This window comes from Flavisolibacter tropicus (assembly GCF_001644645.1).
Lineage (GTDB): Bacteria > Bacteroidota > Bacteroidia > Chitinophagales > Chitinophagaceae > Flavisolibacter > Flavisolibacter tropicus.
In genome coordinates this window covers 2377512-2403567 of the sequence record NZ_CP011390.1, presented here as the reverse complement: position 1 = coordinate 2403567, position 26056 = coordinate 2377512, and the positions used below count along the sequence as shown (strand labels likewise).

Annotated in this window: 21 protein-coding genes and 1 tRNA gene; 12 read left to right on the top strand and 10 right to left on the bottom strand. The window is 43.8% G+C overall.

Features of this window, described 5'->3' with window-relative positions:
* Positions 1–206: 206 nt before the first annotated feature.
* Positions 207–527 (bottom strand): hypothetical protein, encoded by a 321-nt coding sequence (locus SY85_RS10040; RefSeq protein WP_066404103.1) that lies wholly within the window; start codon positions 525–527, stop codon positions 207–209.
* A 257-nt stretch (positions 528–784) separates the two neighbouring features.
* Positions 785–4000, bottom strand: a complete 3216-nt coding sequence (locus SY85_RS10035; protein ID WP_066404101.1) for a S41 family peptidase — start codon at positions 3998–4000, stop codon at positions 785–787.
* Between the two features lie 297 nt (positions 4001–4297).
* Between SY85_RS10035 and SY85_RS10030 the strand changes: the two genes are divergently transcribed.
* The 3 genes from SY85_RS10030 to SY85_RS10020 all read left to right on the top strand — a co-directional run bounded on the left by SY85_RS10030 (position 4298) and on the right by SY85_RS10020 (position 8631).
* The gene (locus tag SY85_RS10030) at positions 4298–5854 is read left to right on the top strand and encodes a serine hydrolase (protein WP_066404099.1); all 1557 of its coding nucleotides are present in this window, start codon (positions 4298–4300) and stop codon (positions 5852–5854) included.
* A gap of 919 nt (positions 5855–6773) precedes the next feature.
* Positions 6774–7439 (top strand): DUF4395 domain-containing protein, encoded by a 666-nt coding sequence (locus tag SY85_RS10025; protein ID WP_066404098.1) that lies wholly within the window; start codon positions 6774–6776, stop codon positions 7437–7439.
* Between the two features lie 403 nt (positions 7440–7842).
* Complete coding sequence (locus SY85_RS10020) at positions 7843–8631, top strand: PKD domain-containing protein (protein WP_066404097.1); 789 nt, start codon at positions 7843–7845, stop codon at positions 8629–8631.
* Positions 8632–8887: 256 nt separating this feature from the next.
* Here the strand turns inward: SY85_RS10020 and SY85_RS10015 are convergent, their stop codons facing one another.
* Positions 8888–9553, bottom strand: coding sequence for a DUF502 domain-containing protein (locus tag SY85_RS10015; RefSeq protein ID WP_082886361.1), 666 nt, complete (start codon positions 9551–9553; stop codon positions 8888–8890).
* A 246-nt stretch (positions 9554–9799) separates the two neighbouring features.
* Here SY85_RS10015 and SY85_RS10010 point away from each other — a divergent pair, with 246 nt between their 5' ends.
* From SY85_RS10010 to SY85_RS09975, 7 genes are all read left to right on the top strand, one after another.
* Positions 9800–10327 carry a transposase gene (locus SY85_RS10010; protein ID WP_066404093.1) on the top strand — a complete coding sequence of 176 codons (528 nt, stop codon included), beginning with the start codon at positions 9800–9802 and terminating at the stop codon, positions 10325–10327.
* Between the two features lie 123 nt (positions 10328–10450).
* Positions 10451–11362 (top strand): helix-turn-helix domain-containing protein, encoded by a 912-nt coding sequence (locus SY85_RS10005; protein ID WP_066404090.1) that lies wholly within the window; start codon positions 10451–10453, stop codon positions 11360–11362.
* A complete protein-coding gene (locus SY85_RS10000) occupies positions 11359–11712 on the top strand; it encodes a helix-turn-helix transcriptional regulator (protein WP_066404088.1) in 354 nt (117 codons plus the stop codon). The genes SY85_RS10005 and SY85_RS10000 overlap by 4 nt, the downstream gene beginning before the upstream one ends.
* Before the next feature lie 93 nt (positions 11713–11805).
* Entirely contained in the window at positions 11806–12795 is a 990-nt protein-coding gene (locus tag SY85_RS09995; RefSeq protein WP_066404086.1) for an aldo/keto reductase, read from the top strand.
* A 142-nt stretch (positions 12796–12937) separates the two neighbouring features.
* Positions 12938–13597, top strand: coding sequence for an NADPH-dependent F420 reductase (locus tag SY85_RS09990; protein ID WP_066404084.1), 660 nt, complete (start codon positions 12938–12940; stop codon positions 13595–13597).
* 664 nt (positions 13598–14261) lie between these two features.
* Positions 14262–16553: a GH92 family glycosyl hydrolase gene (locus SY85_RS09980; protein ID WP_066404080.1), complete on the top strand. Its 2292-nt coding sequence runs from the start codon at positions 14262–14264 to the stop codon at positions 16551–16553.
* Positions 16554–16792: 239 nt separating this feature from the next.
* Positions 16793–17224, top strand: a complete 432-nt coding sequence (locus SY85_RS09975; RefSeq protein ID WP_148661154.1) for a transposase — start codon at positions 16793–16795, stop codon at positions 17222–17224.
* A gap of 44 nt (positions 17225–17268) precedes the next feature.
* Here the strand turns inward: SY85_RS09975 and SY85_RS09970 are convergent, their stop codons facing one another.
* On the bottom strand, positions 17269–17880 hold the full coding sequence (locus SY85_RS09970) for a hypothetical protein (protein ID WP_066404075.1): 612 nt from the start codon (positions 17878–17880) through the stop codon (positions 17269–17271).
* A 547-nt stretch (positions 17881–18427) separates the two neighbouring features.
* Here SY85_RS09970 and SY85_RS25435 point away from each other — a divergent pair.
* A tRNA-Ser gene (locus SY85_RS25435) sits at positions 18428–18525 on the top strand.
* A 253-nt stretch (positions 18526–18778) separates the two neighbouring features.
* Here SY85_RS25435 and SY85_RS09965 read toward each other — a convergent pair.
* The 5 genes from SY85_RS09965 to SY85_RS09945 all read right to left on the bottom strand — a co-directional run bounded on the left by SY85_RS09965 (position 18779) and on the right by SY85_RS09945 (position 23639).
* Complete coding sequence (locus tag SY85_RS09965) at positions 18779–19381, bottom strand: hypothetical protein (RefSeq protein ID WP_148661153.1); 603 nt, start codon at positions 19379–19381, stop codon at positions 18779–18781.
* 12 nt (positions 19382–19393) lie between these two features.
* A complete protein-coding gene (locus SY85_RS25630) occupies positions 19394–20116 on the bottom strand; it encodes a hypothetical protein (protein ID WP_066404070.1) in 723 nt (240 codons plus the stop codon).
* A 285-nt stretch (positions 20117–20401) separates the two neighbouring features.
* Positions 20402–21730: a tetratricopeptide repeat protein gene (locus SY85_RS09955; RefSeq protein ID WP_066404066.1), complete on the bottom strand. Its 1329-nt coding sequence runs from the start codon at positions 21728–21730 to the stop codon at positions 20402–20404.
* Positions 21731–21819: 89 nt separating this feature from the next.
* A complete protein-coding gene (locus SY85_RS09950) occupies positions 21820–22392 on the bottom strand; it encodes a hypothetical protein (protein ID WP_066404064.1) in 573 nt (190 codons plus the stop codon).
* 854 nt (positions 22393–23246) lie between these two features.
* Positions 23247–23639 carry a hypothetical protein gene (locus SY85_RS09945; RefSeq protein ID WP_066404062.1) on the bottom strand — a complete coding sequence of 131 codons (393 nt, stop codon included), beginning with the start codon at positions 23637–23639 and terminating at the stop codon, positions 23247–23249.
* Positions 23640–23821: 182 nt separating this feature from the next.
* Here SY85_RS09945 and SY85_RS09940 point away from each other — a divergent pair, with 182 nt between their 5' ends.
* A complete protein-coding gene (locus SY85_RS09940) occupies positions 23822–24124 on the top strand; it encodes an outer membrane beta-barrel protein (RefSeq protein ID WP_066404061.1) in 303 nt (100 codons plus the stop codon).
* Positions 24125–24484: 360 nt separating this feature from the next.
* On the opposite strand, the gene SY85_RS09935 is transcribed toward SY85_RS09940, so the two are convergent.
* The gene (locus SY85_RS09935; protein WP_066404060.1) at positions 24485–25675 is read right to left on the bottom strand and encodes a multiheme c-type cytochrome; all 1191 of its coding nucleotides are present in this window, start codon (positions 25673–25675) and stop codon (positions 24485–24487) included.
* Positions 25676–26056: the final 381 nt, after the last annotated feature.

The window sequence follows — 26056 nt, the reverse complement described above, 5'->3', positions numbered from 1 at the left end:
GGGATGGAGTAGCTATAGCCTGTTATAGTAGTTTCTGAATAGCAGCTAATGCATTCGAACACTTGCTGTAGCCGACTAAGGGTTCTTTAAGCGACCGTAGCAAAGACAGTGTGGGGGATAAAAAAAGCCTCAGCCAGTAGACTGAGGCAGAACTATTATTTGCACAAAACGTAAAAGCTTGAACTAGCTATAGAGCATATAAGCTGTTATACTTTTTCTAATACAGCGGGCTTATCTGTCAGCTTTTCAAAGTCAATATTTACATCATTCAGCTCTGTGGAGAGTTTAAGTAACTCCAGGAAAGCCTCTACATCCTTAGGCTCAATCGCAAAGCGGGAAAGCCGGTAGTTGGTGTATGGAAAGCATTCTTTGGGGATTTCCAGTTCGTACAACTCACAACCTTGCACCTGGTTGATCTCGTTAAAAATGATATGGGTGATATGATACCACTCATTCTTTTTTACCCAGGCTGACAGTGGGATATCCTCCGGTCGGTTGGCATCATCTATACATAGGGCTTTTATCATGACGTCTTTGGTGTTTGCTAAGGTTTAAAATCAATAAATAGCAAAATTAAGGAACATGCTTTCAGCAGTAGCATAATATATTCTCTTACTGGGCAGTAACGGGTTGGAACTCTACTGGATACCTGTACTCCGTTGCTGTGGACCCATTAGTTGGGCCAAGCCCATTCCAATCAGCATTTAGTATGTTATAGAAACAATGACGCCGGAATCATTTTCCAGCGTCATTGTTTTAAATCTTTAACGTATGAGATATATCGTTACAAACTCTTTTTGGCAGGCGTGGGATACGCCGGTTGCTTAACAGCAGGCCACGGTTCTTTCTCTAATAATTTCAAGGCTTCTGCTACGGCTCTTTCCAGCTGCAGATCCTTGCCTTGTGATACCGCTATGGCTGAAATCTTCTGTTCAATATCTGGTGGCACGCCCTTATTTTCAGCAATCCATTCTCCATGGATTGGATCAAACACGCCATTATCAGGGGCTGTCATAGCACCGCCATCGATAAAGGGATAATGCACAGAAGATTTCACTAGCCCACCCCAGGTACGGGCACCGATCAATGGTCCTACCTTTTGCTGGCGAAATACCCATGGGAAGAAATCACCACCAGAGCCGGCCAGTTCATTGATCAATAAAACCTTGGGGCCCAATATACCTGCTGGCAGGCGGAAGGGAGTGCCGTTTGGTACTTCATTGGTCAATGAAGCACGAAGGCGGCGTACCATCAGGTCTACCATATAGTCATCCAATAATCCACCACCATTAAAGCGTTCATCGATCACTGCACCTTGCTTGTCTTGCTGTGCAAAATAGTAACGGTTGAAATTGTTGAAGCCAGGGCCACCTGTATTCGGCACCCATACGTAGGCCAGCTTGCCATTGGATAATTCGTCTACTTTGCGGCGATTGTCTTCTACCCATGCCTGCTGGCGTAACGCATTCTCCGATTCAATGGGCTGCACTTTGATCGTCCAGGCACCTTCTGTACCCGGCTTGTTGTTGATGAGCAAGGTGGTTTGCATCCGCGCTGTTGCGTTCAGTAACTGGTAAGGATCAACAGCTGTTGTTAATGCTTCCCCATTAATGGCTAAGATATAATCCCCTTCCTGCACTTTCAGGTTGGGTTGAGCCAACGGTGCAACTAGGCCAGGGTTCCAGCTTTCGGTTGTATAGATCCGTTTGATCTTCCAGCGGCCATCATCCTGTACCAGGTCGGCACCTAATACACCCACACGTGTGGTATCTACATCAGGGAAGTTGCCACCAAATACAAAACTGTGCCCCACAGAAACTTCACCACCCAGTTGGTCCAACAGGTACGTTAGATCGGCACGGTGTCGGATATAAGGGATCAAAGGAGAATAGGTATCCCACACTTCCTGCCAGTCCCTGCCGTGCATATTGCGATCGTAAAAATAGTCGCGTTGGTAGCGCCAGGCTTCTGTGAAGATCTGCTTCCACTCCTCAAGGCGGTTCAACTCCATGCGCAGGTTCATCGCCAGCATACCTTCCGTAGGGCCAGGCACTTTTACCGTAGAGACCACGCGCCAATTGGGACCCGCTTTGAACAGCAATTTTTCACCATTGGCCGACACGGCAAACTGTGAACCACCTTTTACCAATTCTTCCAGCTTCTTATCGGCGACCGTGTATTTGTTAAGTGTGGGGCCGGATACTACTAGCAGGCTACCTTTCGGACCGGTCAGCAAGCCATCGTAGTTGCCTACAGGAATGGGCATGGAAATAATGCGTCTGTCCAATTGTACCCAGTCGATACGGACGCCTTTAAATGTGCTGGTATCTTTTGTAGCGGGCCGGCTGGTTGTATCAGGCTCTTCATCACTTTTTAGTGGAAAGGGGTTGGGGTCTTCTTTGCGCAGGATGGTCATGTACACACCAAAAGTGGGTCTTGCCTGTTGTGAGCTGGTATTAGCCCAACCGGACCCTAGTGCCACATTGGTGCTAGCCAGGAAGTAGAGGTAGCGTCCATTCAAATCCCACGCTGGAGATATGGCATCGGCCAGTGGGTCACTGAGTGGTGTTGTTTTTTTACTATCGGCCGACCACACCATAATACGGCGGAAGTTGTTGTTGGCCGACTTCGTATAGGCCAGCCATTTGCTATCGGGCGACCAGGTTAGACCCATATTGCCCCTGTCTAAGTTGTTGCCGCCAATATCTGCCGTGGTTATGTTGCCTGTGGCCACCTCCAGCACTTTCAGCGTTGTTGTATTATCGGTGAATGCAATGTACTTACTATTGGGTGACCAAGCCGGATCCCAGGCCAGCTTGCTATCACCAAGCGCAATCTTGCGCGGCTCGCGCGTGCCTTCCTGATCGGTGATGTACAGTGCGTATCCTTTGCCGTCTTTATCGGAGAACCAGGCAATCTCTCTACCATCAGGCGACCATAAAGGGCGTCGGTCGGCAGTACCCGAACTGCGTGTCAGGTTGCGCGGATCACCATTTTCAACAGGCACCGTAAAGATGTCGCCTCTGGCTTCCAATAAAATACGTTTACCCGTAGGTGATAGTGACACACTGGTGGCCTGACTCGTAACATTTTCTGAGCGGGTTTCCGCCCAGGGGAAGTCGCCCACTACATTGATGTTTAGTTGGCGGCTCTTACCTGATGCTGCATCTAGCAAGTAGATATACCCGTTCTGCTCATACACCAGCTCGTTGTCCTTGCCCTCCAGCCATTTAATATCACCGGATTTGGCGTGGGTTACTTGTCGTATGGCAGCTGTAGATGGGTTGTATGCCCATACGTTCATGATAAAGTCGCGATCAGATAGGAAGTAGATATCCTGATTGAGCCAAAGCGGTTGTATGTCGGTACTGCCTTCCGTAGGTACTGACTGCTCTTTTAATGTTTTCAGATCCAGTACTTGAAGTGCTGTATTTTGTCCGCCACGATAGTGCCGGAACTCTACGTCCCAGCGGCTCATTCTGTCTACAATCAGTTGGCGGCCGTCGGGTGAATAATGACCGTCAAAACCCCAGGGAGCGGGAAGCATTACAGAGGGACCGCCAGTAACTGGTACTGTCCATAGGCGGTTATAGGGCGTGGGCGCGTTTTCCCGGCCAGAGGCATAGAGAATATTTTTCCCGTCGGGTGTCCATCCCCGTACAGTAGCTGCAGAAGGATACCAGGTCAGCCGCGTGGGACTGCCACCCTGTGCCGGTACCACATACACCTGCGCTACGCCGGAGCGGTTAGAGCTAAAGGCAATCCATTTGCCATCGGGCGAAAAACAAGGTGTGGTTTCTACAGCCGGTGTGCTGGTGATGCGGCGGGCATCGCCACCAGCTTTTGAAGCCACCCAGATATCACCTCCATAGGCAAAAGCCACTTCTGTAGCACTCAGGCTTGGCTGACGCAACAGGCGCGTGCCTTGCGCATATCCAAGACTACTGGTAAGCGCTAGAGAGAAAAGGAAAAAAGTTTGTACTAGTTTTTTTGCTGTCATAATTACGGTGGTTGGGACGGTAAGTAATATAGTGAAATTATCTTCTCAGTGCAACGAAGCCTTAAGTATGTATTAGCTTCCGATCAACATCAGTTTCAGTTTCTATTTGCTTTGAAGATGTATTGATATAAGTGTAGATAAGGTCCTACTTGTAAAATGGCTGATGCATACTTATCTTTCAAAAGTAAAGCATCTATTAAAGGCATAGGAAAGTGAAACCGCTGTAAATTATATCGCAGCCACTTCGTTAACTCCTAAGCCATTTCGAATTCATTCAAACAACGCCAATTCTTGCACATGAGGAAATTTTTTTTCGTTGCTGTATCTCTTATTTCTACACTGGGTGGTCATGCCCAGGCACTCTCTAACCAACAGATAGATGCGTTAGTACAACGAGTTCAAAAAACCTTTGATGTACCAGGAATTGCTGTAGCCGTTGTGAAAGATGGAAAGGTGGTGCATGCTAAAGGATATGGATTCCGTTCGCTCCAGACTCAAGCGCCTACAGATGAAAACACCCTGTTTGGTATTGCCTCCAATACCAAGGCCTTTACCACCGCGGCACTGGGCATTTTAATTGACGAAGGCAAACTGCACTGGGATGATAAGGTGGTCAAATACATTCCCGAATTCCAACTCTATGATCCGTGGGTGACAAAAGAATTTACGATCCGTGATCTATTAACGCACCGGAGCGGAATGGGACTAGGTGCTGGCGACCTGATGTTTTTCCCTGACTCTTCCGATTTTACACAGAAAGATGTGATCTACAATCTTCGGTTTTTAAAACCTGTTTCCAGCTTCCGGACCAAGTATGATTACGACAACAATCTTTACATTGTTGCCGGGGAAGTGGTGTCAAGGGTAAGCGGGCAGAGCTGGGAAGAGTTTGTTGAAAAGCGTATCCTGCAACCATTAGGAATGACACATAGTGCAACTGATTTTGCCCGGCTAAAGGACAAGTCAAATGTGACTGATGCACATGCGCCGGTAGATGGTCAGGTGCAGGTAATAGCAAGACACAATGGCAAGGCCGACCATCCTGCTGGTGCTATCTATAGCTCGGTTGCTGATTTAAGCAAATGGGTGATGCTGCAGTTGTCGCATGGTAAATACGGAGAAGCATTGGATAAGCAATTGTTTTCGGAAACGGTGCACGAAGAAATGTGGTCGCCGCAAACCATCCTGCCAGTGTATTCGCCCGGCCGATACAACACACATTTCCTTACCTATGGATTGGGCTTTTTTATAAACGATGTGAAAGGTTACAAACAATTAAGCCATACGGGTGGACTGGAAGGAATGGTATCTCAGATCACCATGTTGCCAGAGTTAAACCTAGGCATTATTGTGTTGACCAACCAACAGGAGGGTGGCGCTTTTTCCTCCATAACCAACCAGATAAAAGATGGTTATTTGAACATGCCGGCATTTGATTGGGTAGCCCTGCTTTCAGACAACAGAAAGAAATCATTGGAGAGTGCAAAGCAATTGACGGATTCCATTTGGAATGAAATTACCATGGTGCAAAAACAAAAAACAACCAAAACAAACATTAGTCCTTATATGGGTACGTACCGCGACCAATGGTTTGGTGATGTAGTAATTTCTGTAAAAGAGGGAAAGCCCTGGTTTCAGTCAAAACGCTCACCTAAGCTTACAGGCGAACTCTTCCCTTATAAAGACCATATGTTTATTGTAAAATGGAATGACCGCAGCATGGATGCCGATGCCTTTGTGGCCTTTTCTATGGATGGTAGTGGTAAAGCAAAAGGCATAACCATGAAGCCGGTTTCACCGCTTACTGATTTCAGTTATGACTTTCAGGATTTGGATTTGAAAAGAATAAAATAAACAAGCGCACAACAAGAAGCATCATGTATTGGCTGGTTTTTGACTTGAATATTTCTAGAAAACGGTCTTATTGGAAACATGTTTCCAATAAGACCGTTATTCGTCTATTCCAAGCGTGCGAATGTTTAGCAGATGCAAAGAGGGCTCATATTCTAAGACTTTCCTCTGGCGATAAAACAAAAACAACTAACTAAGAACTCTCACATAAAATGTAGCGGAGTGGTCCAGCGCCTTATATTGCGCCCTGAGTTTACAGCTTCACTGTACTATCAGAGGCGGGGGGAATATACAGCACCTGTCGTTTCTTCGCACAGCAGCTGTTTCTATCATCTTTGCTCACTGCATCCAACGTTGGGTAGGGTACGCTTACAACAACCTGCCTATTCTAAACAAGAATTAAAGTAGCGGAGTGTTACTGTGCGTGGGTACTCCTCTTTAGGGGCTGGGGGCGTGCGCTTTGCATCAAGGCAAAAAAAACGTAAAGCAAGAGGAAGGGAGATAGCATCCTATAAAAGTCTGATCATTACTCAGCTAAGCTGGAGCGCTACACACACACACACACATACTCTCCCTCTCAATAGCTCGAGCAGCGAAGACTTGTTTAAACAATAATGTTTACGGACACGTGTCGTTTGTCTACTATAAACTGTTGTTTGTTGACAGCCTCTATTTCTTCTTCATTTAAATGCATAGCCTTGCAATAGAACAATTAAAACAAAACCATCAATTATGAAACAGATCATTGTTGCCCTTATTATCCTGGCTATGACATTACCCTGTTGTTAGCAATTACGGCTCATGTATTTACCATGAGCCTTTTTTACATCAAGCCGGTTTGAGACTTGCCGGGAGATCAATGCTTTTGTGATGCTTCAACAAATAAGAATCAACTCGACATGCGCATCAATAAATACAAATCATGAAAAAGGGAAGTAAGATTATACAATTTGGAGAAGAGGTAGAAGGCTATGCTATTCCTGTTTTAAATGAGCGGGAAATAAGAGCGGCTGCAGGAATTCTGTTTTTGATCTTGTTTATTGCCTTGATGCTGATCCTTTTTGAGCGAAACTTTTTGATGGTCAAATATGTGATCATTGTATTTCTTACCGACTTTGCCATTCGTGTCTTTGTTAGTCCCCGGTTTTCTCCTGTATTAATCATCGGGCGTTTGATTGTTTGTCGGCAGGCTCCCGAATATGTGGGCGCGCCACAGAAAAAGTTTGCCTGGAAAATAGGCTTGACATTATCATCATTAATGTTCATTCTGTTGGACATACTCAATTCCTACAGCATCTTTACAGGTGTTACTTGCTTTGTTTGCCTCCTTTTCTTGTTTTTTGAATCGGCATTCGGCATTTGTTTAGCGTGTTTGTTTTATGGTTTGTTTCATAAAGTGGAATCATTATACTGTGCGGGTGAAACCTGTGAGGTAACAAAGAAGCAAGCCATACAGAAAATATCCTGGGGGCAGCTGCTTATCGTTTTGGTGGCCATTGTATTTGTATTGTTAGCTATTGTTTTTTTGAATGATCATTTTAGTGTTGCTCCAAGAAACCTGAAGGAAATAGTCGGTTCCTTGTATTGATGTTGGTCAGCGCCCCAAGTGTTTGAATGTCAATGCCAACATTTAGAGAAGTCTATTTCAAGTGTTTTACTTTGCGGCCTCTATGTATTTTTTGCGGTTGTTTTTTTACCGCAAAGGCCACAGAGAAACCACAGAGGGGCGCAAAGGAAACTGCTTCAAAGAGTACGCTCTCTACAGTCTATTATAGCTTTCGAACACTTGGGGTTGGCGACCAATGGAAACGTAAAGAGACAGAATATCTCTCTTGCTGTGCTTTCAAGCCTCAACTTTCTTTTATATTTTTGCGAACAGTTTTTTAGTTTCTCTCTCTAAACCGCTTTTTCTGCTGCCGGTCCATTCTATGTAAAAGAATTTAGTCCGCATTTTCTGGACTTCACATTCTGGAACTATCAATCGGCCGCTCATGAAGAAGAATATCTACCTGTCAGTAGTACTTATTATTGTATGTACAGCCATACCGGCTTGTAAAAAGGAAAATTCCTGTGAGGATTGTATCGAGACAAACAAGCCCCCGGTAGCTGTTGCGGGCAAGGATACCTCTATCCGTTTACCATTGGACAGTATAGTGTTGAATGGTAGCCTATCTGCAGATCCGGATGGTACCATTACTACATGGCAATGGTCAGTGATCTCTGGGCCGTCCAATGTTTTGATCAGAAATTCCAATGCGGCGGAAACATCCATTACGAACCTTGTACAAGGAACTTACCTTTTTGGGTTAAAAGTGACGGATGCAAGTGGATTGTATGATGAAGACACAGTACAAGTACAAGTATATGTACAAGTGGTGCCAGGTAAGGCTTCCAGTAATGTTTATTTTTTCTTCAGAGATTCATCTGGCAGCCTTGATGAACAAGGTATTAGGGCCATAGAAGGTTTTAGTCCAGTATTAGTTCTTGCCAAAGTAACGATTGCTGGTTATCCTGATGCACTGATCGAAGGCGTTTGGGCACTGAGAATAACGCCTATATGTCCTATTCTTCTTAACTATGTAGATATGACAGCATTTGGTAGTTTTATTGGTCTTCCACCGGGTACCTATTCCTGGTCTGCCCAGAGTGTTACCACTAATTTTGCCGGGTATCCTGTCCCTGGTGGTTTTGAGTCATACTGGGCAAGGCCGCATCATGCTTCGGGCACAATAACGGTTCCTCAAGGTGCTGACTGCATTATAAAAGAGATTGATTTTTGATTGCTATTTTACGCCAATATTACGCTGCTGTTGGCGTTTCGTTTATTCTTAAGCGTTAACTTAATCACCAGCCGGACAACGGTAGAGAAGCTGCTGTTCTATAGTTAAGGACGAAAGGCGGGTTTTGTTGGTGCAACCAAAGCACAGAAGCACGGAAGAACATCAACAAAGGCGTAAACAGCAAAGGTACCTACTGATAATACCTTCCACCAGATGGGGCCACAAGTTCTCCTAGTGAATGAGTAGTCCTTCATTCTTATTCAATACTAGTCCCGCCCATCAATTCCTTATTGTTTTTCAGAAGTAATGCGGAACCTAAGCCAAATTGCCGTATACAAATGATGGCTTGTTTTTTAGTTATCGTTGTTTTAATAATCTTGTCGCTTTCTAAATGATAAACAGAGCCGCTGAATGGGGTAGGGGCATTGGGAATAAATACGGTATACAGATCATCGTGTACCTTTTCTATAAGAAATGAAAGTTGCCAACCATCATCGACCCTGGCCAAAACCACGTCTAATGTTTGATCTTCAAAGCCAACGATGCTATGCGTTTGGTTTTTTAAAACGTTATAGCCCGGTATCAAGCCCAGTATCGACACTTCCAGATGGTTGATCAGATTTGTGGCTGGTTTAGTTTTGGCCAGCAGTCCGGCTATAAAACAGATGGCTAATAACAGTATTACGGCTATCAGATTGTATAGTGCTACACCAATAAAGGTGATATCTTCAATCGGTTTCAGAAGCGGGTGTAGCAATGTTTGTAACAGGCCGGAGGCTTTTCTGAAAATAAGAATCAATACTACTAATGGTAAAAGGAATAAAAAGCCGCCGGCAATGGTAGTGCGTATGATTGGATAGATCTTTTTCACTGTAATCGTTTTAAATGTGGCTGGTAACAATTCTTCTGAACGGGGCTTCATAAAGGATGGACTGCAGCTGCTGCATGCGTTTTACTAATAAGTTGCCATTGGGTAAGGGAAACTGTAGACAGGGCGTTCAACGCTTATAATAGTGTATTTTCTAAGGTAGCCAGATTTATTCAATATGTCTCCTGGTAGTGGTATTAAATTACCACTTGCTATTCGTAGTAGATGAAAGCAATAAAGCACACATTTTCCCGTCGTTGGGGTTGGTTGGTGACCAACGGTTCTTTAGTATATTAGTGTATGTCCGTACAACAAGAGCATCACGTGCAATACTTCACAGCCGTGTGTAAAGATTGGCTGCCCTTGCTGCAGGAAGATGTGGCCAAACATATCATTTTGGATGCCTTACAATTTAGGGTGAAACAAAACCCGGTAAAGGTCTGTGCTTTTGTACTCATGCCCAATCATCTTCACTTGATCTGGCGGATCAATAAAGAACACAAGCGAGAAGCCGTGCAGCGGGACTTTCTAAAGTTTACTGCCAGGGAGATACTGGTGTATTTGAGTAAAGCTAACCCCGCACTATATGCTAAGTTGCAGGTGCAGGCTGCCGACAGAGCCTACCAGGTTGGGAAACGCAACTCCATGAGCATTGATTTGAATCGGGGCAAGTTCCTGAAGCAAAAACTTCATTTCATCCATGCCAACCCATGTCAGCCGAAGTGGGAACTGGTGGCTCATCCTGCAGATTACTACTATTGTTCGGCAGCGTATTATGAAGAGGGTAGAGATCCTTTTCAATTACGAACTCACTTTCAGGATATATAGAACCGTTGGTCGGCGACTAGCGGCAACTTCTAGGCGAAATCAATCGCATTTAGCTTCCCCTCTATTTATACAAATAGGCGATCGTGCTTGGTAGAAACCTATCAGTAGCTTTAACTTTAGTCGGTGAAAGATAACCCGTTTATAATTCCAGCCTATAAAGAGATTAACGAGTTCCTGCAATCATTTTCATCAGGTTATCAGACTAATGATCCGAATTTATATTGCCTGAGACTAAAGGAAAATATGCCTACAATGGAGCAGTATAAACCTCCATTCAAAAAGGATTTTTACTTTATAGCACTCGTGAGCAATGCGGGCAAAACAAAGATTACTTATGATAACACAAGTATTACGGAACTCAATTCCTTTTTGGTTTTTCAAGCCCCTGGACTGGTTTACAGCTTTTTTCGTGACAACCAAGCTTCGGGGTACCTGATCTATTTTAAAAAAGAATGTTTCTCCTTTTTTAAACCAGAATTTGAAAAAGAATTCCCTTTTTTTGATTTGGTACAGACTAACTTTTTTAAGCTTAATCAATCACGTTTTACTGAGTTCTCGCCTTTGTTCGAAGAAGTATTTGCTGCTTACGAAAAAACAAATGACAAAAAGCATACGGTGGCCACACTAAAGCTATTGGCTTTATTGTATGAGTTGAAAGACTTCGCCTCTGCCTTTAGCCAGTGGGAGCAAGGCTTTACTACTCCACAGCAGTCGCTTTTAAAAAAGTTTATTCAGCTAGTGAATAATTACTATTTAGAAAAGCGAACGATTGATGAATATGCGCATCTTCTCTTTGTTTCACCCAACCATCTGTCGCAATCAGTGAAAGCAGCTTCCGGTAAAAATGCACTGGCCTTTATTAACGATCGACTCATTGCAGAAGCTAAATCACTGATCCTTTATACCAATTTTGACATAGCCCAGATTGCCTGGCAATTGAATTTCTCTGATCCGGCTAACTTTGGTAAATTTTTTAAGCGGTACGTGGGTTCAACGCCACTTGAGTTTCGTAAAGCAAATGAGAAAATACAATGACGCTTCCAAAGGAAATAACGGAAGCTTTTTTGAAAGAACTAGATAAGCACCTGGAAGAATTAAAATCAGGTAATGTGATGTCTACTTTTGAAATACAGGATATTGCAGCGCTGCTGTACATCCATCCTACGCACTTAAGCAATACAATACAGGAAGAATTGAAGCGGTCTCCCTGCGATATTTATGAAGAGAAACTGATGGCTATAGCCAAAGAGCTCATTTTGACCACAGATCTTTCTATTGCTGAAATTGCGAGGCAGCTAACTTTCGATCCTTCCAACTTCAGCAAGTTCTTCAAGCATTTTGCCGGGATAACACCCAAGAAGTTTCGTGATGCCCATGCGGCATAACCTGAACGCTGCATCATTTTCCTGAACTTTTCACCATGCCTAAATGAAAAGGCTGTTTGATTTTTGCAGTAAATAGTATAAATCATTCAGCACATGAAGACCATTCAATTAGGCAAAACAGGCCCAACAGTGGCGGCCCCGGGGCTGGGCACTATGGGTATGAGCGATATGTATGGAAACAAAGAAGCCCGCAATGATGCCGAAAGCATTGAAACCATAAAGGCCGCGCTAGACAAGGGCATTAATTTCCTGGATACCGGCGATTATTATGGCATGGGTCATAATGAGTTATTGATTCGTGAGGCGCTGAAAGGGAGAAGTGAAAAGCCGGTAATCAGTGTGAAGTTTGGCGCCCTGCGTTCACCTTCCGGCGACTGGTTGGGGTTTGATACCCGTCCTGAGGCCGTTAAAACCTTTGCTGCCTATTCGCTGAACCGCCTGGGGGTAGAAGCAATTGATATTTACCAACCTGGTCGTATTCATCCGGCTATTCCTATAGAAGATACTGTTGGCGCTATTGCGGATCTGGTGCAGCAGGGTAAAGTGAAATATATTGGTTTATCGGAAGCCAGTCCCGAAGTAATTAGAAGGGCCCACAAGGTGCATCCCATTACCGCAGTAGAGGTAGAATACTCCCTGGCCTCCCGTGTTATTGAAAAAGAATTGTTACAGGTTTGCCGTGAGTTAGGAATTGGTATTGTTGCTTACGGTGTGTTGAGCCGCGGCCTTTTATCCGGTGAGCTTACGGGCCAGTTTGCACCCACTGATTTTAGGGCTCATGCGCCACGCTTTACCGGTGAAAACTTCGAAGAGAATAAAAAGAAGGTTGCCATTTTGCAGGAAATGGCTGGGCAGAAAGGGTGTACCGCATCCCAGTTGGCCTTGTCTTGGGTACTGCATAAGGGCAACGATATCTTGCCCCTTTTTGGTACTACTAAAAAAAGCCGGCTGCAAGAAAATATAGAAGCGGCCCAAATTCAGTTAAGCAAGGAGGAATTGGATCTGCTGGATAAAACTTTTCCAGAAGGCGCTTTTGCCGGTACCCGCTACGCTGCCCCGCAAATGGGAATGGTGGTGAACTGATGCAAAAGCATTCTTTAAAAAGAGCCCTGTTTTGCAAAACAGGGCTCACTAATTTACCAGCACAACCAAGTTATTGACCATGCTGCCCCATTCGAAATAATCAACTTTGCCTAGTCATTAACTCAAAACAAAAATAAGAACAATGAAAATAGCTGTTTTAGGAACGGGCATGGTCGGTGATGCCATTGGCTCAAGATTAGTTGAACTGGGACACGAAGTGAAAATGGGAAGCCGTACGGCTGATAATGAAAAAGCAAAGGCTTTTGTTGCTAAACATAATGGGCAGGCCAGTGCCGGTACTTTTGCCGATGCTGCTGCTTTTGGTGAGATCATTTTCAATTGTACCGCTGGTGGTGCTTCCGTAGAAGCATTGACCATGGCCGGCGAGTCGAACATTGGAGGAAAGATCATAGTGGATATTGCCAACCCGCTGGACTTTAGCAAGGGAATGCCGCCAAGTTTGATTCCTGCACTGAGCAATACCCATTCATTGGGCGAGGAAATACAGAAAACCTTCCCCTCAACCAAAGTGGTAAAAACATTAAACACAATGTGGTGCGGACTAATGGTGAACCCAGCCTTGATCAACAGTGGTGATCATACGAATTTTATTTGTGGCCATGATGTTGACGCTAAGCAACAAGTAAAAGTGCTGCTGAATGAATTTGGATGGAAGAATGAGAATATTCTTGACCTGGGTGATATTTCTTCAGCCAGAGGCACGGAAGCGATTCTACCGGTATGGTTACGTATTTGGAATGCTACACAAAATGGTGCCTTCAATTTTAAGGTGATCAGCTAGAAACATAGGGTTTGCGCGTAATATTCTTTCAATGGAAGATATTCAGGATTTAATATCGTCTAATTATGGATATTGAGAATCTTGAAAACACAATTCCTGATCAAACAATATTGAGCACTTACCCCCCGCCCCCGTTGCCGTTGGTCGGCGACCCCAAGTGTTCGAAAGACTTTGTCCAGCATGCCCCGGTTCCTAAAGGGAGCGCTTCGCGCTAGTTGGTTTCGCGCAGAGGGAAGAACCACAGCGACACAAAGAGCAGGGAGGGGCACAGAGGAAATGACTGATTGAGCTTATGGGTAATGGGTTTTGAGATGGGCACTTTGCTTTTTAGTATCCTAAGAAGCAACCTGTAACAACCTACTCGTAGTAGCATCAAAACATTCGAACCCTTGGCGGGTGGCGATCAACGGCAACGAAGGTACAAGATAGCAGACAACCTAACGGTTACGATCACCGCCGTATTTATGCAACCACTCGATTACCGCCGTGTCCCTTTGCCCCTACACAAGGGCTGTGGAAAAGAGATATGGGGGCGACTGAAAAAAATATTCCCTTCCCAAAGGCCATTCTTTCACGGAATAGGCCTTTTCTATTCTACATTTATGGAGCAAAGGCCGACAAGCAAAATCTGTATTGCCAAAACCCTAATTAAACCCCGAATTGAATGAAACGCTATCAAACCTACCCGGTTGCTGTGCTGCTCCTTTTGTGCGCTGTGTTAGAACTGTCAGCACAAACGGGCGGTAAAAAGTTCACTACTTATGTAAACCCTTTTATTGGCACGGCTGCTGTTGATAAGAAAAGCTTATCCGGCTGCGCCTTTCCTGGCGCTACGATGCCCTTTGGCTTTGTGCAACTGAGCCCCGATACAAGGCATGAAGTAAACCGGCCCTGTTCCGGTTATGATTATAACGATAAAACCATTGTGGGCTTTAGCCATACCCACCTCAATGGCACCGGCATTGCCGATCTGCTGGATGTGCTTATCATGCCTATCACCGGCAACAGCAAAACTGCTGATGATTACAAAGACAGCGTGTCCAGGGATTTTCGGTCGGCTTTTAGCCATAGCCAGGAGTCTGCAAGACCAGGTTACTACCAGGTTAACCTGCTGGACTATAACGTAAACGCTGAACTAACGGCCACGGCCCATGCCGGGTTTCACCGATACACCTTTCCGCAAAGCAGTGGCGCCGGTTTTGTTATTGATATGGACCACAGCCGCCTGAAAGGCACCGGCAACCGGTCGGCAAAAATTATTTCGGCAGAAATAAGAATTGTTGACAACAAAACCATTGAAGGCTACCGCGTACTAACCGGATGGGCCAAAATGCGAAGGGTTTATTTCAGGGCTGAGTTTTCTCGCCCTTTTGCCAGCAGTTTTTTGTTTGATGGCAAACGCATTTATGAGAACAAGCCACTGGTGATGGGCGCCGAAGGCATAAAGGCGGTGGTACACTTTGACTCCAAAGCCAACGAACAGGTGTTGGTGAAGGTAGGCATCTCTGCCACCAGCATTGCCAACGCCAAACAAAACTTAGCGGCGGAAATTCCGGCGTGGAACTTTGACCAGGTAGTTACTAACGCGGAAAACGCCTGGGAGAAAGAATTAAAACAAATACAGGTAGAAGGAACGGAAAAGCAGAAGCGTATTTTCTATACAGGATTGTATCATGCCTTTATTCAGCCAAACAATGTGGCTGATGTAAACGGCGATTATCCTGCCGGCGATTATACCACCGGCAACGCTCCTGATAAAATTCATTACTCCACTTTTTCCTTGTGGGATACCTACCGTGCTGCGCACCCACTGTACACCATTGTGCAACAGCAAAGAACGGCCGGCTTCATTAACAGCATGCTCCGGCATTACGATAGTTACGGCATTCTGCCCATTTGGCAATTGTGGAGCGTGGAAACTTATTGCATGATCGGCAACCATGCCATTCCCGTCATTGTGGATGCGGCGCTGAAAGGCATTAAAGGATTTGATGTGGCCAAAGCGTATGAAGCCATTAAAGGTTCTTCTACCAGGGATCATATTCAATCGCCTTTTGGTATTTACAACAAGTATGGCTACATGCCAGAAGACCTGCAGTCGCAGTCGGTGTCCATTACACTGGAAACCGCCTACAATGATTGGTGCGTGGCGCAACTGGCAAAAAAGTTAGGTAAAACGGACGACTATAATTTCTTCCTTAAACGTTCGGGCAACTACCGCAACCTGTTTGAAAGCGGCACTGGCTTCTTTCGGGCCAAAGACAAGGATGGTAAATGGATAGAACCCTTCAACCCCTTGCAATACGGAGGCAATGGCGGTCAGCCTTATACCGAAGGCAATGCCTGGCAGTACCTCTGGTATGTTCCGCACAATGTGCCCGACTTTATGAGCCTGATGGGCGGCAAGCAAGCTTTCGTGGCCAAGCTGGATACATTTTTTAACCTGCAGGATACCATAAAGAAGAATGGCAACGCATCGGGTTTCATCGGGCAGTATGCGCATGGCAATGAGCCCAGTCATCATGCTGCTTATTTGTACGATTATGCCGGTGAGCCGTGGAAGACACAGTTTTATATAAACAAAGTATTGCAGGAACAATACGATGATCAGCCGGCCGGTTATACCGGTAATGAAGATTGCGGGCAGATGTCCTCCTGGTATATTTTCAGTGCCATGGGTTTTTACCCCGTCAATCCGGCCAACGGTGTTTATGCCATTGGTTCACCCGTGTTAAGCAAGGCTACCATTGATCTTCCCAACGGTAAAAAGTTTACCGTGCAGGTAAAAAACGCCGGCAGGGAAAATGCGTATATACAATCCATAACGCTGAACGGAAAAGCGTATAATAAAGCGTATATCACACATGCAGACATTCTTAACGGTGCTACCGTGGAATTTACAATGGGACCGCAGCCCAATAAAAAATGGGGCGTGGATATGCCGCCGGTGCTATAAGGAGCAAGCGGTTGTGGGTTATGCCCTACAGAAAACAAAAGCCGGTTATTAATAAAAGAGTTTATCGTAAACCACTTCCTTCGGGAAGTGGTTTTTTTCGTTGCCGTTTGTCGCCGACCAACGGTTCTTTAGTATATTAGTGTATGTCCGTACAACAAGAGCATCACGTGCAATACTTCACAGCCGTGTGTAAAGATTGGCTGCCCTAGCTGCAGGAAGATGTGGCCAAACATATCATTTTGGATGCCTTACGTTTTAGGGCAAAACAAGGCCAGGTAAAGGTCTGCGCTTCTGTACTTATGCCGAATCATATTCACTTGATCTGGCGAATCAGTAAAGGACAGAAAAGAGAAGTTGTACAGCGTGACTTTCTAAAGTTTACTGCCAGGGCAATCCTTGAGTATTTGAATAAAGCTAACCCTGCACTATATGCTAAGTTACAGGTGCATGCGGCCGACAGAGCACTCCAGGTTTGGAAACGCGATTCCATGAGCATTGATTTATATTCAGGCAAGTTCTTGAAACAGAAAACTGATTATATCCATGCCAATCCTTGTCAGCCGAAGTGGAACCTTGTTGCGCACCCTGTAGATTATTACTATTCCTCTGCAGCATATTATGAAAACGGCAGCGATCCTTTTCAATTGTTAACACACTTTTCGGATATATAAAACCGTTGGTCGGCGACCAACGGCAACGGAAGGCTAGCTAAGGGCTAGGCACTGTAATTCTGCCTCATGAAACTAATTAGATCGTATATAAGTTCTTGAACGTCTGGCTCAAGTTGTATTTCCTTTGCCGCATCCACTTTTTCCATTACCAAGTTGTCGTTGATACTTTTGAACATTTCAGTTTCAGTGACTCCACCTTTTATGTCTTTTAAAAGTGATTCACTAATAATCGCATTTTTACCTGCATTTTTCTTGTAGTATTCTTCATACTTAACAAAATGGTCTTTAAAGCGCTGGGTTGAGGACTGAGTGAAATTTAGTATGGCAAGCGCCCAGCTATGACTGTTCCATTGATAACCATTCATTGAATCTTCTATGATTTCATATAGTAGGTTTATCCATTCTTGACCCAGCCGATTTGAGCTTTTATTGTTTTCCACTCCCAGCACAATCCGGATCTGAGTTGAAACAATAAGATTTTCAACTATTGCATGAGAGTTATACCTTTCAGGACTATCAATAGGTAAAGAGTCAAAAAGATTACGCTCTCTTTGATACATTGGTAGGAGGAGTTGCTTTTTAGGGTCTTCGATGAACCCGACAAAACTTGATGCAAAAAGCCTGTATGTACTATTTTGGCAACTAAACAAATCCATGACGATCTTTTCTGCAATTTCTATATGATGGCCAATAGGTAAAAATAAGGCCCCTTCGATTCCTTCTTTCCAGACACTGCCTACAATGTTTAGGTAGTCGTTGTGCTTTGGATAACTAAAAAGCTAAAAGCACCAGGTGTAGATTGATTGTTTAAAGGTTGCTCTATACTTGATTGAGATTGACTATTCTCTTTTTTATTGTTGCCGAAAAGTTTATTTAAAAAGCTCATAGGGATTAGTATTGATTGTCTTGTCTAACTCGTAAATATAAGTTGCTATTTACTACAAAATGCATAAGTAGGAAATCGGGTAAGGTTGCCTTTCCGTTGCCGTTGGTCGCCGACCAACGGTTTTTACTTCTCAAGAGCAGCATACTCAAAATCTGCAGCAATCTTGGGCTTTTAGTTCGAATCCAGTCTTGAGTCGAATTATAGTATCTTTAAATACAGTCTTAATACACCTCCTCCGGAGGTCGCGGGTTCGAGTCTCGTTAGGTCTGCAAAATTGTGTTACGATCCCAGCCTTCGAAACAAGATGATACGGCTTCGAATCCCGTACGCGGTACAAAATTCATAATAACATACAAGGACCATGGGCAACTGCCTTCTAAGCAGTAGGTCATTGGTTTGAATCCAATCCGGATCTCTCTATTTGAGAATGCCTTAAGAATTAATTTACAAGAGTATCAGATTGTGGTTCTGAGGGTTGAGCATCTGCCTTACAGGCTGAGAGCCTTTGTTTAGTTGTGGAGGTGACCGGAATCAAACCCGTGTCCAAACAGGTGAGAGGTACCGAGCAGATTCGAACGGGAAGTTTTAAGTATAATGGTAGGCATGTGGATATGAGTCAAGGCAGAGGAACCGTTGGTCGGCGACCAACGGCAACGAATGGACGTTCCTTACGATTTTATAAAGCGATTTAATAGATCTACAATTGCAAAAGCATGTTCTTCATAGCTAACATCAAACAAAAGAGTGTTGCGTTGCGCTTTTGACTCCACAATGACTTCATGACGGGCCAATTTTGAAAGTGTTGATGAAATAGAAGGTAGAAATGTTTTTATATCCTTAAAAGCTACAATGGTTTTTGATCCTATCAGGGAAGAACTAGTGAGTGTCTCGTTATCAAAATCAAGTTTCAGTGTTTTAATAGGAGAAAGACTAAGCAGAAGACGGACCAGGCAAATTAATGAAAGTAGTAGACCTAATACTTTGAATTCGTCTAGGGTAGAAAGTAGAAAGATGCCTATGCTCAATCCAGTAGCATAGGTAAATGTGCTGAAGTTTATAATGGAATTGCTGACAACTATTGTATTGTCTTGCTCATAGGTATCCAAGTTAGAAATAGCTTTTTCTTTAATGAGGGTGCATAATTGCTGATATAAAACGTCTTTCTTCTCGACAACCATTTGAGCTGGTACTTGGTTTAAGTCTGTAATAATAATAGTTTTTAGTATCGTGGCTACAATACTATTATAAGAGAACCGTTGGTCGGCGACCAACGGCAACGGAGATTATTGTCCTACAAATTTCATAACAGAATAGATAAGAGCTAGAATAAATAAAAATGCACTTGTACTAAACAGAATATAAGCGATATTCTGCAACTTATCAGCCCACCATCTTCTTCTTTTTGCAAACTCTTTAGAAGGTGCTTGACTATTCAAATCAACGCCTAACGCTTCATTCATCTTCCCAATTACCTGAGATAGTGCTTGTTGTTGATCCACCTTGACAGACTCTTTTAGGTGCTCATAAAAATCTCTTGTCCTCTTATCATAAGCTACTTTATCATGTCCAGTTAAGCTTTTTCCTGCGTCAATTATGATTGTTAGATCAAGATCAAAGCTGTCTTTTGCAAGCTGATATATCTCTTCTGAAGTTTCATTTCCTCGGAGTGTATAAGGATAGTAATGAACAAGGTTGGCCATCAATGAACTATCCATGTTTTCAGACAATGCATTGTTTAAATAAATTGATATTGCATAGGCTATTCTTCCTATAATTCCTAGTACTACTGAAGCGGTCAAGATGATAACTATTACGCTAATATTTTTCTTTTCGGTAAATTTTATTTTGTCAATAGAGGAAATTATTAGGACTATCGCGCCGGTAGAAAGGCTTAGCAACCACACAAGAATGTTATCAATCATTTCTTCAAGCCTCTTGCCCGATTCCCGGACACCCTTGTAATATTCCCGAAAATCTTTACTGAACTCAGCTACATAGTTTTTCATAAAAGATAAATCTTTTAATAGATTACATTACTTTGAATATTTCAATACAGATCCAAAGTTCTTAGCTAATTTTTCTAATTCTTCCCAAGCGATTCGTATAGAACTACTTTTCATCACTCTATATTCAATGGAAATAAAAAAGGATGACTCTGTTTTTATTAATTGCACGTAAGAATCTATCTTGGTAGTGGCAATACATTTGCGGATCACTGCCACAAGATATAAAATAGATAATTTCTTAATGTCATTTTAAAACAAAAGCTTACAATTTCAACAACCATCCTTCTAACCCAACCGCCCCAACGAAATCGGCATCGCATACACTTCCAAATACTCATTACTATTTACCACATCACACCCTTCAACCTCCGATCCATACAAACAAAGAATTCCTTTCACCTCTTTATCCACAGCTTCTGTCAACGCTATGCGGCAGCGCTCTAGTTGATCAGCAGTAGTGTTGCCATTGTCTGGTGTGCTGAAGGATACGGCATATAGTATGCCTGTGTCTACATCTTCTAATAACAAGTCAACAAAGCCGTTGGCGCCAGGGATATAAAGGTGCTCGCCATAGCCAAGCTCGTCGTTGTACACGCGTACATTTTTATCGAAGATCATTTCATCTTTTGCCAGTTGCTCTAGCGCCCACTGCCGCAATGCCGTAACAAGCGGGGATGGGGGAGTGAGTAGGTTGCTGGAAGTAGATGATTGAAACACTTGTGTCAGCAACTGGTCGGCAAAGTCTTGCTGGCCCAGTGCGGCCTCGCAGCGTTGTTGTACGCTGGAGTAGTAAGCATCGTAAGGGAAATGTTTTAGTGCAAATGTGGCATACTCCAAGGCAACATCGTAACGCTCGGTTTTTTCCAGGGCTAGCAGGTATTGGCTTGTCATAGTATGAAAGAGTTGCGCCTCCTGGCCAAAGCGTCCTTGCGATAATACGTAAACATTGCCATGCGTAAAATAGTTGAACGCCAGCTCGTAATTCATTTGCGCATCTTCATAATTACCCAACTGCGTGTGGCAATGGGCAAAGTCTTTATAGATATGCCATTGCGCCATCAGGAAGTAGTGCAGTTCCTCACTTTCGTCGGTTTCATCTTCCGGCAAGGGCCAGAAGTCGATCAGTGTATTTAAAAACCAGTCGTGTTGATGGATGGCATTTTCATAAGCGCCCATGGCGATGTAGCAGCGGCCTATAAAATAATGACGTATATAATGCGGGCATTGGTGAAAGCAATGCATAGCTACCTGGTACTGTCCGCAATCTAACTGGCGCAGACCTTTTATCAATTCCTGTACATCGGTAGCGAAGGCCTGTTGTTCTGCATAATAATACAGCAGTTGGGTAGAGCGCCGGTCCAGGAAGGCTAGCAAGGGCTGCCAGTCGCGGAAATACACCATGGGCTCCTTATCCAGGTCCTCCACCAGCTCGCGCGCCAGGCATTCGTAAAATGCTTCGTGGTGATCATTGATCAAGGTGCGCAGAGTTTGTCCATCGTACTGCTCATAGAGCACTTCAAAGCTTAGTTCCTGCCGAATAAAAGCAACGGCTTCTTCTGCCTTCTCAGGCGAGAAAGATTCATATAGGTTTGTTAGTAGATCGTAGAAATGCATGGTGTGTCAGTCATTTAGTTAATGAGTAATAGCTGCACGCTACACGCTGTACGCTGCACGCAGGATATCTTACTAAAGTTTTGATATGCCTATTCTTTAAGCTGTTGAACATTGCAAGGGCTAATGGGTTGTATTGATGGTAATGACTTCGCTGATTTAGGTATATGCAAACTACCATTGCGTTTCACTTTCCAGTTTGATAAGTAGCGCGCCTGCTTTGGTTTTTGATTGGCAGGTGCTGTCGGCTGTTGCACCGGCTTTGTGGTTGGGGGTACTGCCGCTACAGGTGTAGGTGTAGTGGTAGCCTGGCTGGTGGTTTTCTGCACTAATACCTGGCAATGCGCCATCAGCAGTTCCTGTGCTTCTTCCTTTGATTTGCCTTGGTACATCCAACGGTTTACCATTCCTGTTAGCTTGGCAAACAAGCCAGGTTTGCGCACGGTCCCTAGAAGCTGGCGGTAGTACACCCGCTTCACCATCCTGGCCGCTACGCCAAACCTATCGGCATTGGCCATGGTGCGTTTGAGGCTGGGATCCTTGCGCATCATCTTAGCACTCTTATAATCACCCTTGGAGCGCAGGTAATACGTATCACCTAACTTATAGAAGATGATACCATCGATGGTTCCGGTGATAAAGATGGGTCCTACTTGCTTTGCCATGTTGTACGGGTGATTATTGATGATTTTAAATGCTAAGTATTTTAGCAAATCTATTCATTTCTACCTTTCCTTACAAGCGATTTTCAGCCTTTATTTATACACATGTGAGAAAATGAAGCTATGAGCTATGAGAAAGGATGAAGGAAATAATGAACAAGGAACAAGGAAGGATGAATATAGAAGTGAGGAAATGTTCAATGCTCAACTTTCAATACTCAATGTTCAATGAAGAGAGGAGGAGGATGGTAGGAGGAGTAGTGAATGTGGAAGGCAGGTAGAGGGCTTTATCTGTGCAGTTGGTACGGACTTACCTACAGAAGAGGTACAGAAGAGGTACAAGAGACCTACAGACTAGGGAGGGGCTGGCTCGTGAGTGATGAGTGGTGAGTGGTGAGAGGGATAGCTGCGAACTTTGAGCTACGAGATGCGAGAAGGGAAGCTGCAAGCTGCAAGCCAAACAGCCAGGAGTGAGTTGATAGTTGACAGAGGATAGATGACAGGAGGAACGTTATTAGTCAGTAAGTCATTGGTTATTTAATGAGTAAGGAGTGATGAGTAAGGAGGATAGGAGATGTAAAACATCGGAAACTTTAAACTTTAGACCTTAAACCTGAAACTCCAATAATGATTAACTAGTAAGGAATAATAAATAATCAGTAATCAATAATAATCGATGCGTTTGGTTAGGTGTGAAGGATTACATTTGCAGCGAATTTGCAAGACGGGTTGTCTTCTGATTTCAAAGAATGGTTTTCTTACAGTTAAGGCATGTATAAAAGATTGAATAGTTTACATTAGGACAACTTGTCTTATGGCAAGGAGAAGCCCCGCACTAGCGGGGCTTTCTTTTTAATTTAGAATCTGCGACTATCGTTTCTGTCATATCGATCATTATTTCGATTGTCATAGCGGGCAGTGCTTTGACGCGCATAGCGCTCGTTTACTTCACGGATCTTGTTGCGGCGTTGTTCTTCCAGCCGACGAATCTCTTGTTTGCGTGCGGAGTTCTTTAACCGGCGATCTCTTTGAACGGCCTCAATACGTTGATCAAAAATAGCGTTGATGCGGTTGATCTGGGCATCCCGTTCTTTGGCAGTAAATCTATTGTTATCGTAGCGATCGTTGTTTCTGTTGTATACGCTTGCCGTCTCGCGGTGGTCATTTCTGTTGTCCCAGTTACGATTTGATTGTGCAAATACACTACCTACAGCCGTTACAGCGATTAATAAAGCAAAGATCTTTTTCATAGTTATTTATTTTTATTGTTTGTGATGTATATAAGAAGGTTTTTATGCTGAGTTGTTGAATACCGGAGAGAAGTTTAGTAACCAGTATGCTATTAGTTTGTTACCTCCCCTGTTCTTAAGCCAGAAACTGGCCAACAAGCAGGAGTTGCAGCTTAGCCAATTCCCGTGAACCAGGTGGAGCAATGATGCAGGCACAAAGCACTGCACAGGGTTATATCAAATCCTTTTATAGTGTGGATGCAGGTATCAAGATGTCGTTCTTGAAGAACAATGCAGCGGCAGTAACCTTTAGAGTGAATGATATTTTCAGAACAAGGATCAATGAGCAGTACTCAGCCAATGAATACTTTACGCAGACGTACAGTCGGATCAACAATCCGCAGCTATTTCGCTTAACGTTTTCGTATCGGTTTGGTAAGCTGGATCAATCGCTCTTTAAGCGTAAGAATATGCAAAGTGAAACTGGATCAGATATGATGAATTAAAGGTTTTGAAAATTCGAAAATATAATGTCGAAATCCGAATGAGGGCGTCAAATTCCAAAATCCAATGGCCTAATATTCTGCTACCAAATGAATGTTTCTCGACTACAAAAGTTTTCGCAAGCTGTTTGCGATCGCAGTTTGAGCGTGCAAACTTTTGTATTCTTTACGCAGCCATGCTAGTGGTTCGTGAGAAACGAACCACGGAAGAAGAGATGATGAATTAGAAGATTTCAGATCTCAAATTTCAGATTTCAAATTTCCTATCGGCAATAGTCTCGATTTTCTCATAAACAGTTCGTTTTTAATGAAACTAAAGGTGGTGACTACCACCTTTATTCTTTTTAGTAGCAATAGTTGTTGTTAGTTTTTGTTGCTTCCATAAATAGCAATCTTGTGTGTGCGTAACATATACGCTGAACGTAAGGTGTCTCCGGGACGCTGGAATGTAATAGCGTTAGAGGGTTGTAAGGGCATATGGCAGTCGATGCAGTTGTCTTGCAAGACTGCTGTAGTCAATTTCAATGTTTCGTGTGTAACCTCTTTATGGCAATTGATGCAGGCTGATGAATTGGCTTTTACGTTATTCGTAGTATTGGTGTGTGGGTTATGACAGGTAGAACAATCAAGCGTCTTTGCATTCATAAAACACTTGCTCTGCGACAGCAGCTGGTATTGGTTGCCATGAACATCAAAGGATGTCTTATTATCATACTCCGGTAGCGTGATAAAAAAGTTCGATAAGGTATCTCCGGGTCGGAACTGGAAGGTGGACCGATCCTGCATTTTCTTGTTTCCCGAATGGCACATGGCACAGACGTCGAGCTTTTGCTGCCGGCTGAGTGTTGTAAAACTTGTTAGATACTTTGCTTCTTTTGCCTCAGGATAGGCATTGTGGTAGTTAACATGGTTAATGGCCGGGCCATGACAGCGTTCGCAGTCTATACCAAAAAGCAGGGTGTTTTTATCCAATACTTCTTCAATGCCGGCTGTTGAGGCGTTCAGTTTTTTATCTATAAATGAACTATGGCATTCAAAACAATTGGCGCCAATAAATCGATTGAAGTTTACCTGTACTGGTGAAAATCCCGGACTGGTAGCCCAGTTGTTGATGCTGGAATAAAAGGAGAGTGGGTGTTCAAAGGTTTGATTGGCCTTCCAGTAAAGGAAGGTGTAGGCGTGTTTCAGGCCAAATTGGATATCCATCCGGTGCGCTGCTGCTTCCTTGTCGTTTACAAAAGCCGCCTGGTACAAGCCGCTATCCCGATTCTGGATCAGGACACTTGTGCTATCATTATACGCAAAGTGGTTGTTGTCGGTATCCAATTTGCCCGCCAGGCTTTGTTTTGTAGCCGGTTGGGTAGTATTATAGTGGAAAGATTTGACATAGGCATCATAGATGGTTTGATGACATTGGCGGCAGGTAGATGACCCGGCAAAGCCAAGTCCCCTGGGATCGGTACTGGTAATTTGGTTATTGAAACATTGTGTTAGAAGAAAGGCAGATATACAAAAAATGGAAAGTAGCAGGAAGGCTTTTTTATGTTTTCTCATTTTTGGGTAGAATAAGGTTCAACAAGTATGACTGTTTCAATATCCTTGGTTAACTCGTCCTCTATATTACTTTATTTTTTGCTGTGTAGGGAATGGATGTTCTTTTAGGAGATTTCAGATTGCAGATTTCAAGATTTCGGGTTACAAGGTTCAGCCCTTCGTTCTCAACCAAACCGCTAATCGTAACGCCTCTAGCGTTTGTCACCCTGCGCTTGATCCCGAGCCTGTCGAAGGGAAGGGGGCATACACCTGCAATCTGTCCGCTATTCATAATGCCTCGTCGTTTTGTCATTCCGAGCGATAGCGAGGAATCTCAGAGACTCACACCTGAAATAGGACTGGTGTCATAAAAACTTTTGCAGTCACCCTGAACTTGATCCT

Excerpts from the sequence above, each read along its gene's own strand:
- SY85_RS10040 (WP_066404103.1), bottom strand. The coding sequence starts at position 527 with ATGATAAAAGCCCTATGTATAGATGATGCCAACCGACCGGAGGATATC.
- SY85_RS10035 (WP_066404101.1), bottom strand. The coding sequence starts at position 4,000 with ATGACAGCAAAAAAACTAGTACAAACTTTTTTCCTTTTCTCTCTAGCG.
- SY85_RS10030 (WP_066404099.1), top strand. The coding sequence starts at position 4,298 with ATGAGGAAATTTTTTTTCGTTGCTGTATCTCTTATTTCTACACTGGGT.
- SY85_RS10025 (WP_066404098.1), top strand. The coding sequence starts at position 6,774 with ATGAAAAAGGGAAGTAAGATTATACAATTTGGAGAAGAGGTAGAAGGC.
- SY85_RS10020 (WP_066404097.1), top strand. The coding sequence starts at position 7,843 with ATGAAGAAGAATATCTACCTGTCAGTAGTACTTATTATTGTATGTACA.
- SY85_RS10015 (WP_082886361.1), bottom strand. The coding sequence starts at position 9,553 with ATGAAGCCCCGTTCAGAAGAATTGTTACCAGCCACATTTAAAACGATT.
- SY85_RS10010 (WP_066404093.1), top strand. The coding sequence starts at position 9,800 with ATGTCCGTACAACAAGAGCATCACGTGCAATACTTCACAGCCGTGTGT.
- SY85_RS10000 (WP_066404088.1), top strand. The coding sequence starts at position 11,359 with ATGACGCTTCCAAAGGAAATAACGGAAGCTTTTTTGAAAGAACTAGAT.
- SY85_RS09995 (WP_066404086.1), top strand. The coding sequence starts at position 11,806 with ATGAAGACCATTCAATTAGGCAAAACAGGCCCAACAGTGGCGGCCCCG.
- SY85_RS09990 (WP_066404084.1), top strand. The coding sequence starts at position 12,938 with ATGAAAATAGCTGTTTTAGGAACGGGCATGGTCGGTGATGCCATTGGC.
- SY85_RS09980 (WP_066404080.1), top strand. The coding sequence starts at position 14,262 with ATGAAACGCTATCAAACCTACCCGGTTGCTGTGCTGCTCCTTTTGTGC.
- SY85_RS09970 (WP_066404075.1), bottom strand. The coding sequence starts at position 17,880 with ATGGATTTGTTTAGTTGCCAAAATAGTACATACAGGCTTTTTGCATCA.
- SY85_RS25630 (WP_066404070.1), bottom strand. The coding sequence starts at position 20,116 with ATGAAAAACTATGTAGCTGAGTTCAGTAAAGATTTTCGGGAATATTAC.
- SY85_RS09955 (WP_066404066.1), bottom strand. The coding sequence starts at position 21,730 with ATGCATTTCTACGATCTACTAACAAACCTATATGAATCTTTCTCGCCT.
- SY85_RS09950 (WP_066404064.1), bottom strand. The coding sequence starts at position 22,392 with ATGGCAAAGCAAGTAGGACCCATCTTTATCACCGGAACCATCGATGGT.
- SY85_RS09945 (WP_066404062.1), bottom strand. The coding sequence starts at position 23,639 with ATGAAAAAGATCTTTGCTTTATTAATCGCTGTAACGGCTGTAGGTAGT.
- SY85_RS09940 (WP_066404061.1), top strand. The coding sequence starts at position 23,822 with ATGATGCAGGCACAAAGCACTGCACAGGGTTATATCAAATCCTTTTAT.
- SY85_RS09935 (WP_066404060.1), bottom strand. The coding sequence starts at position 25,675 with ATGAGAAAACATAAAAAAGCCTTCCTGCTACTTTCCATTTTTTGTATA.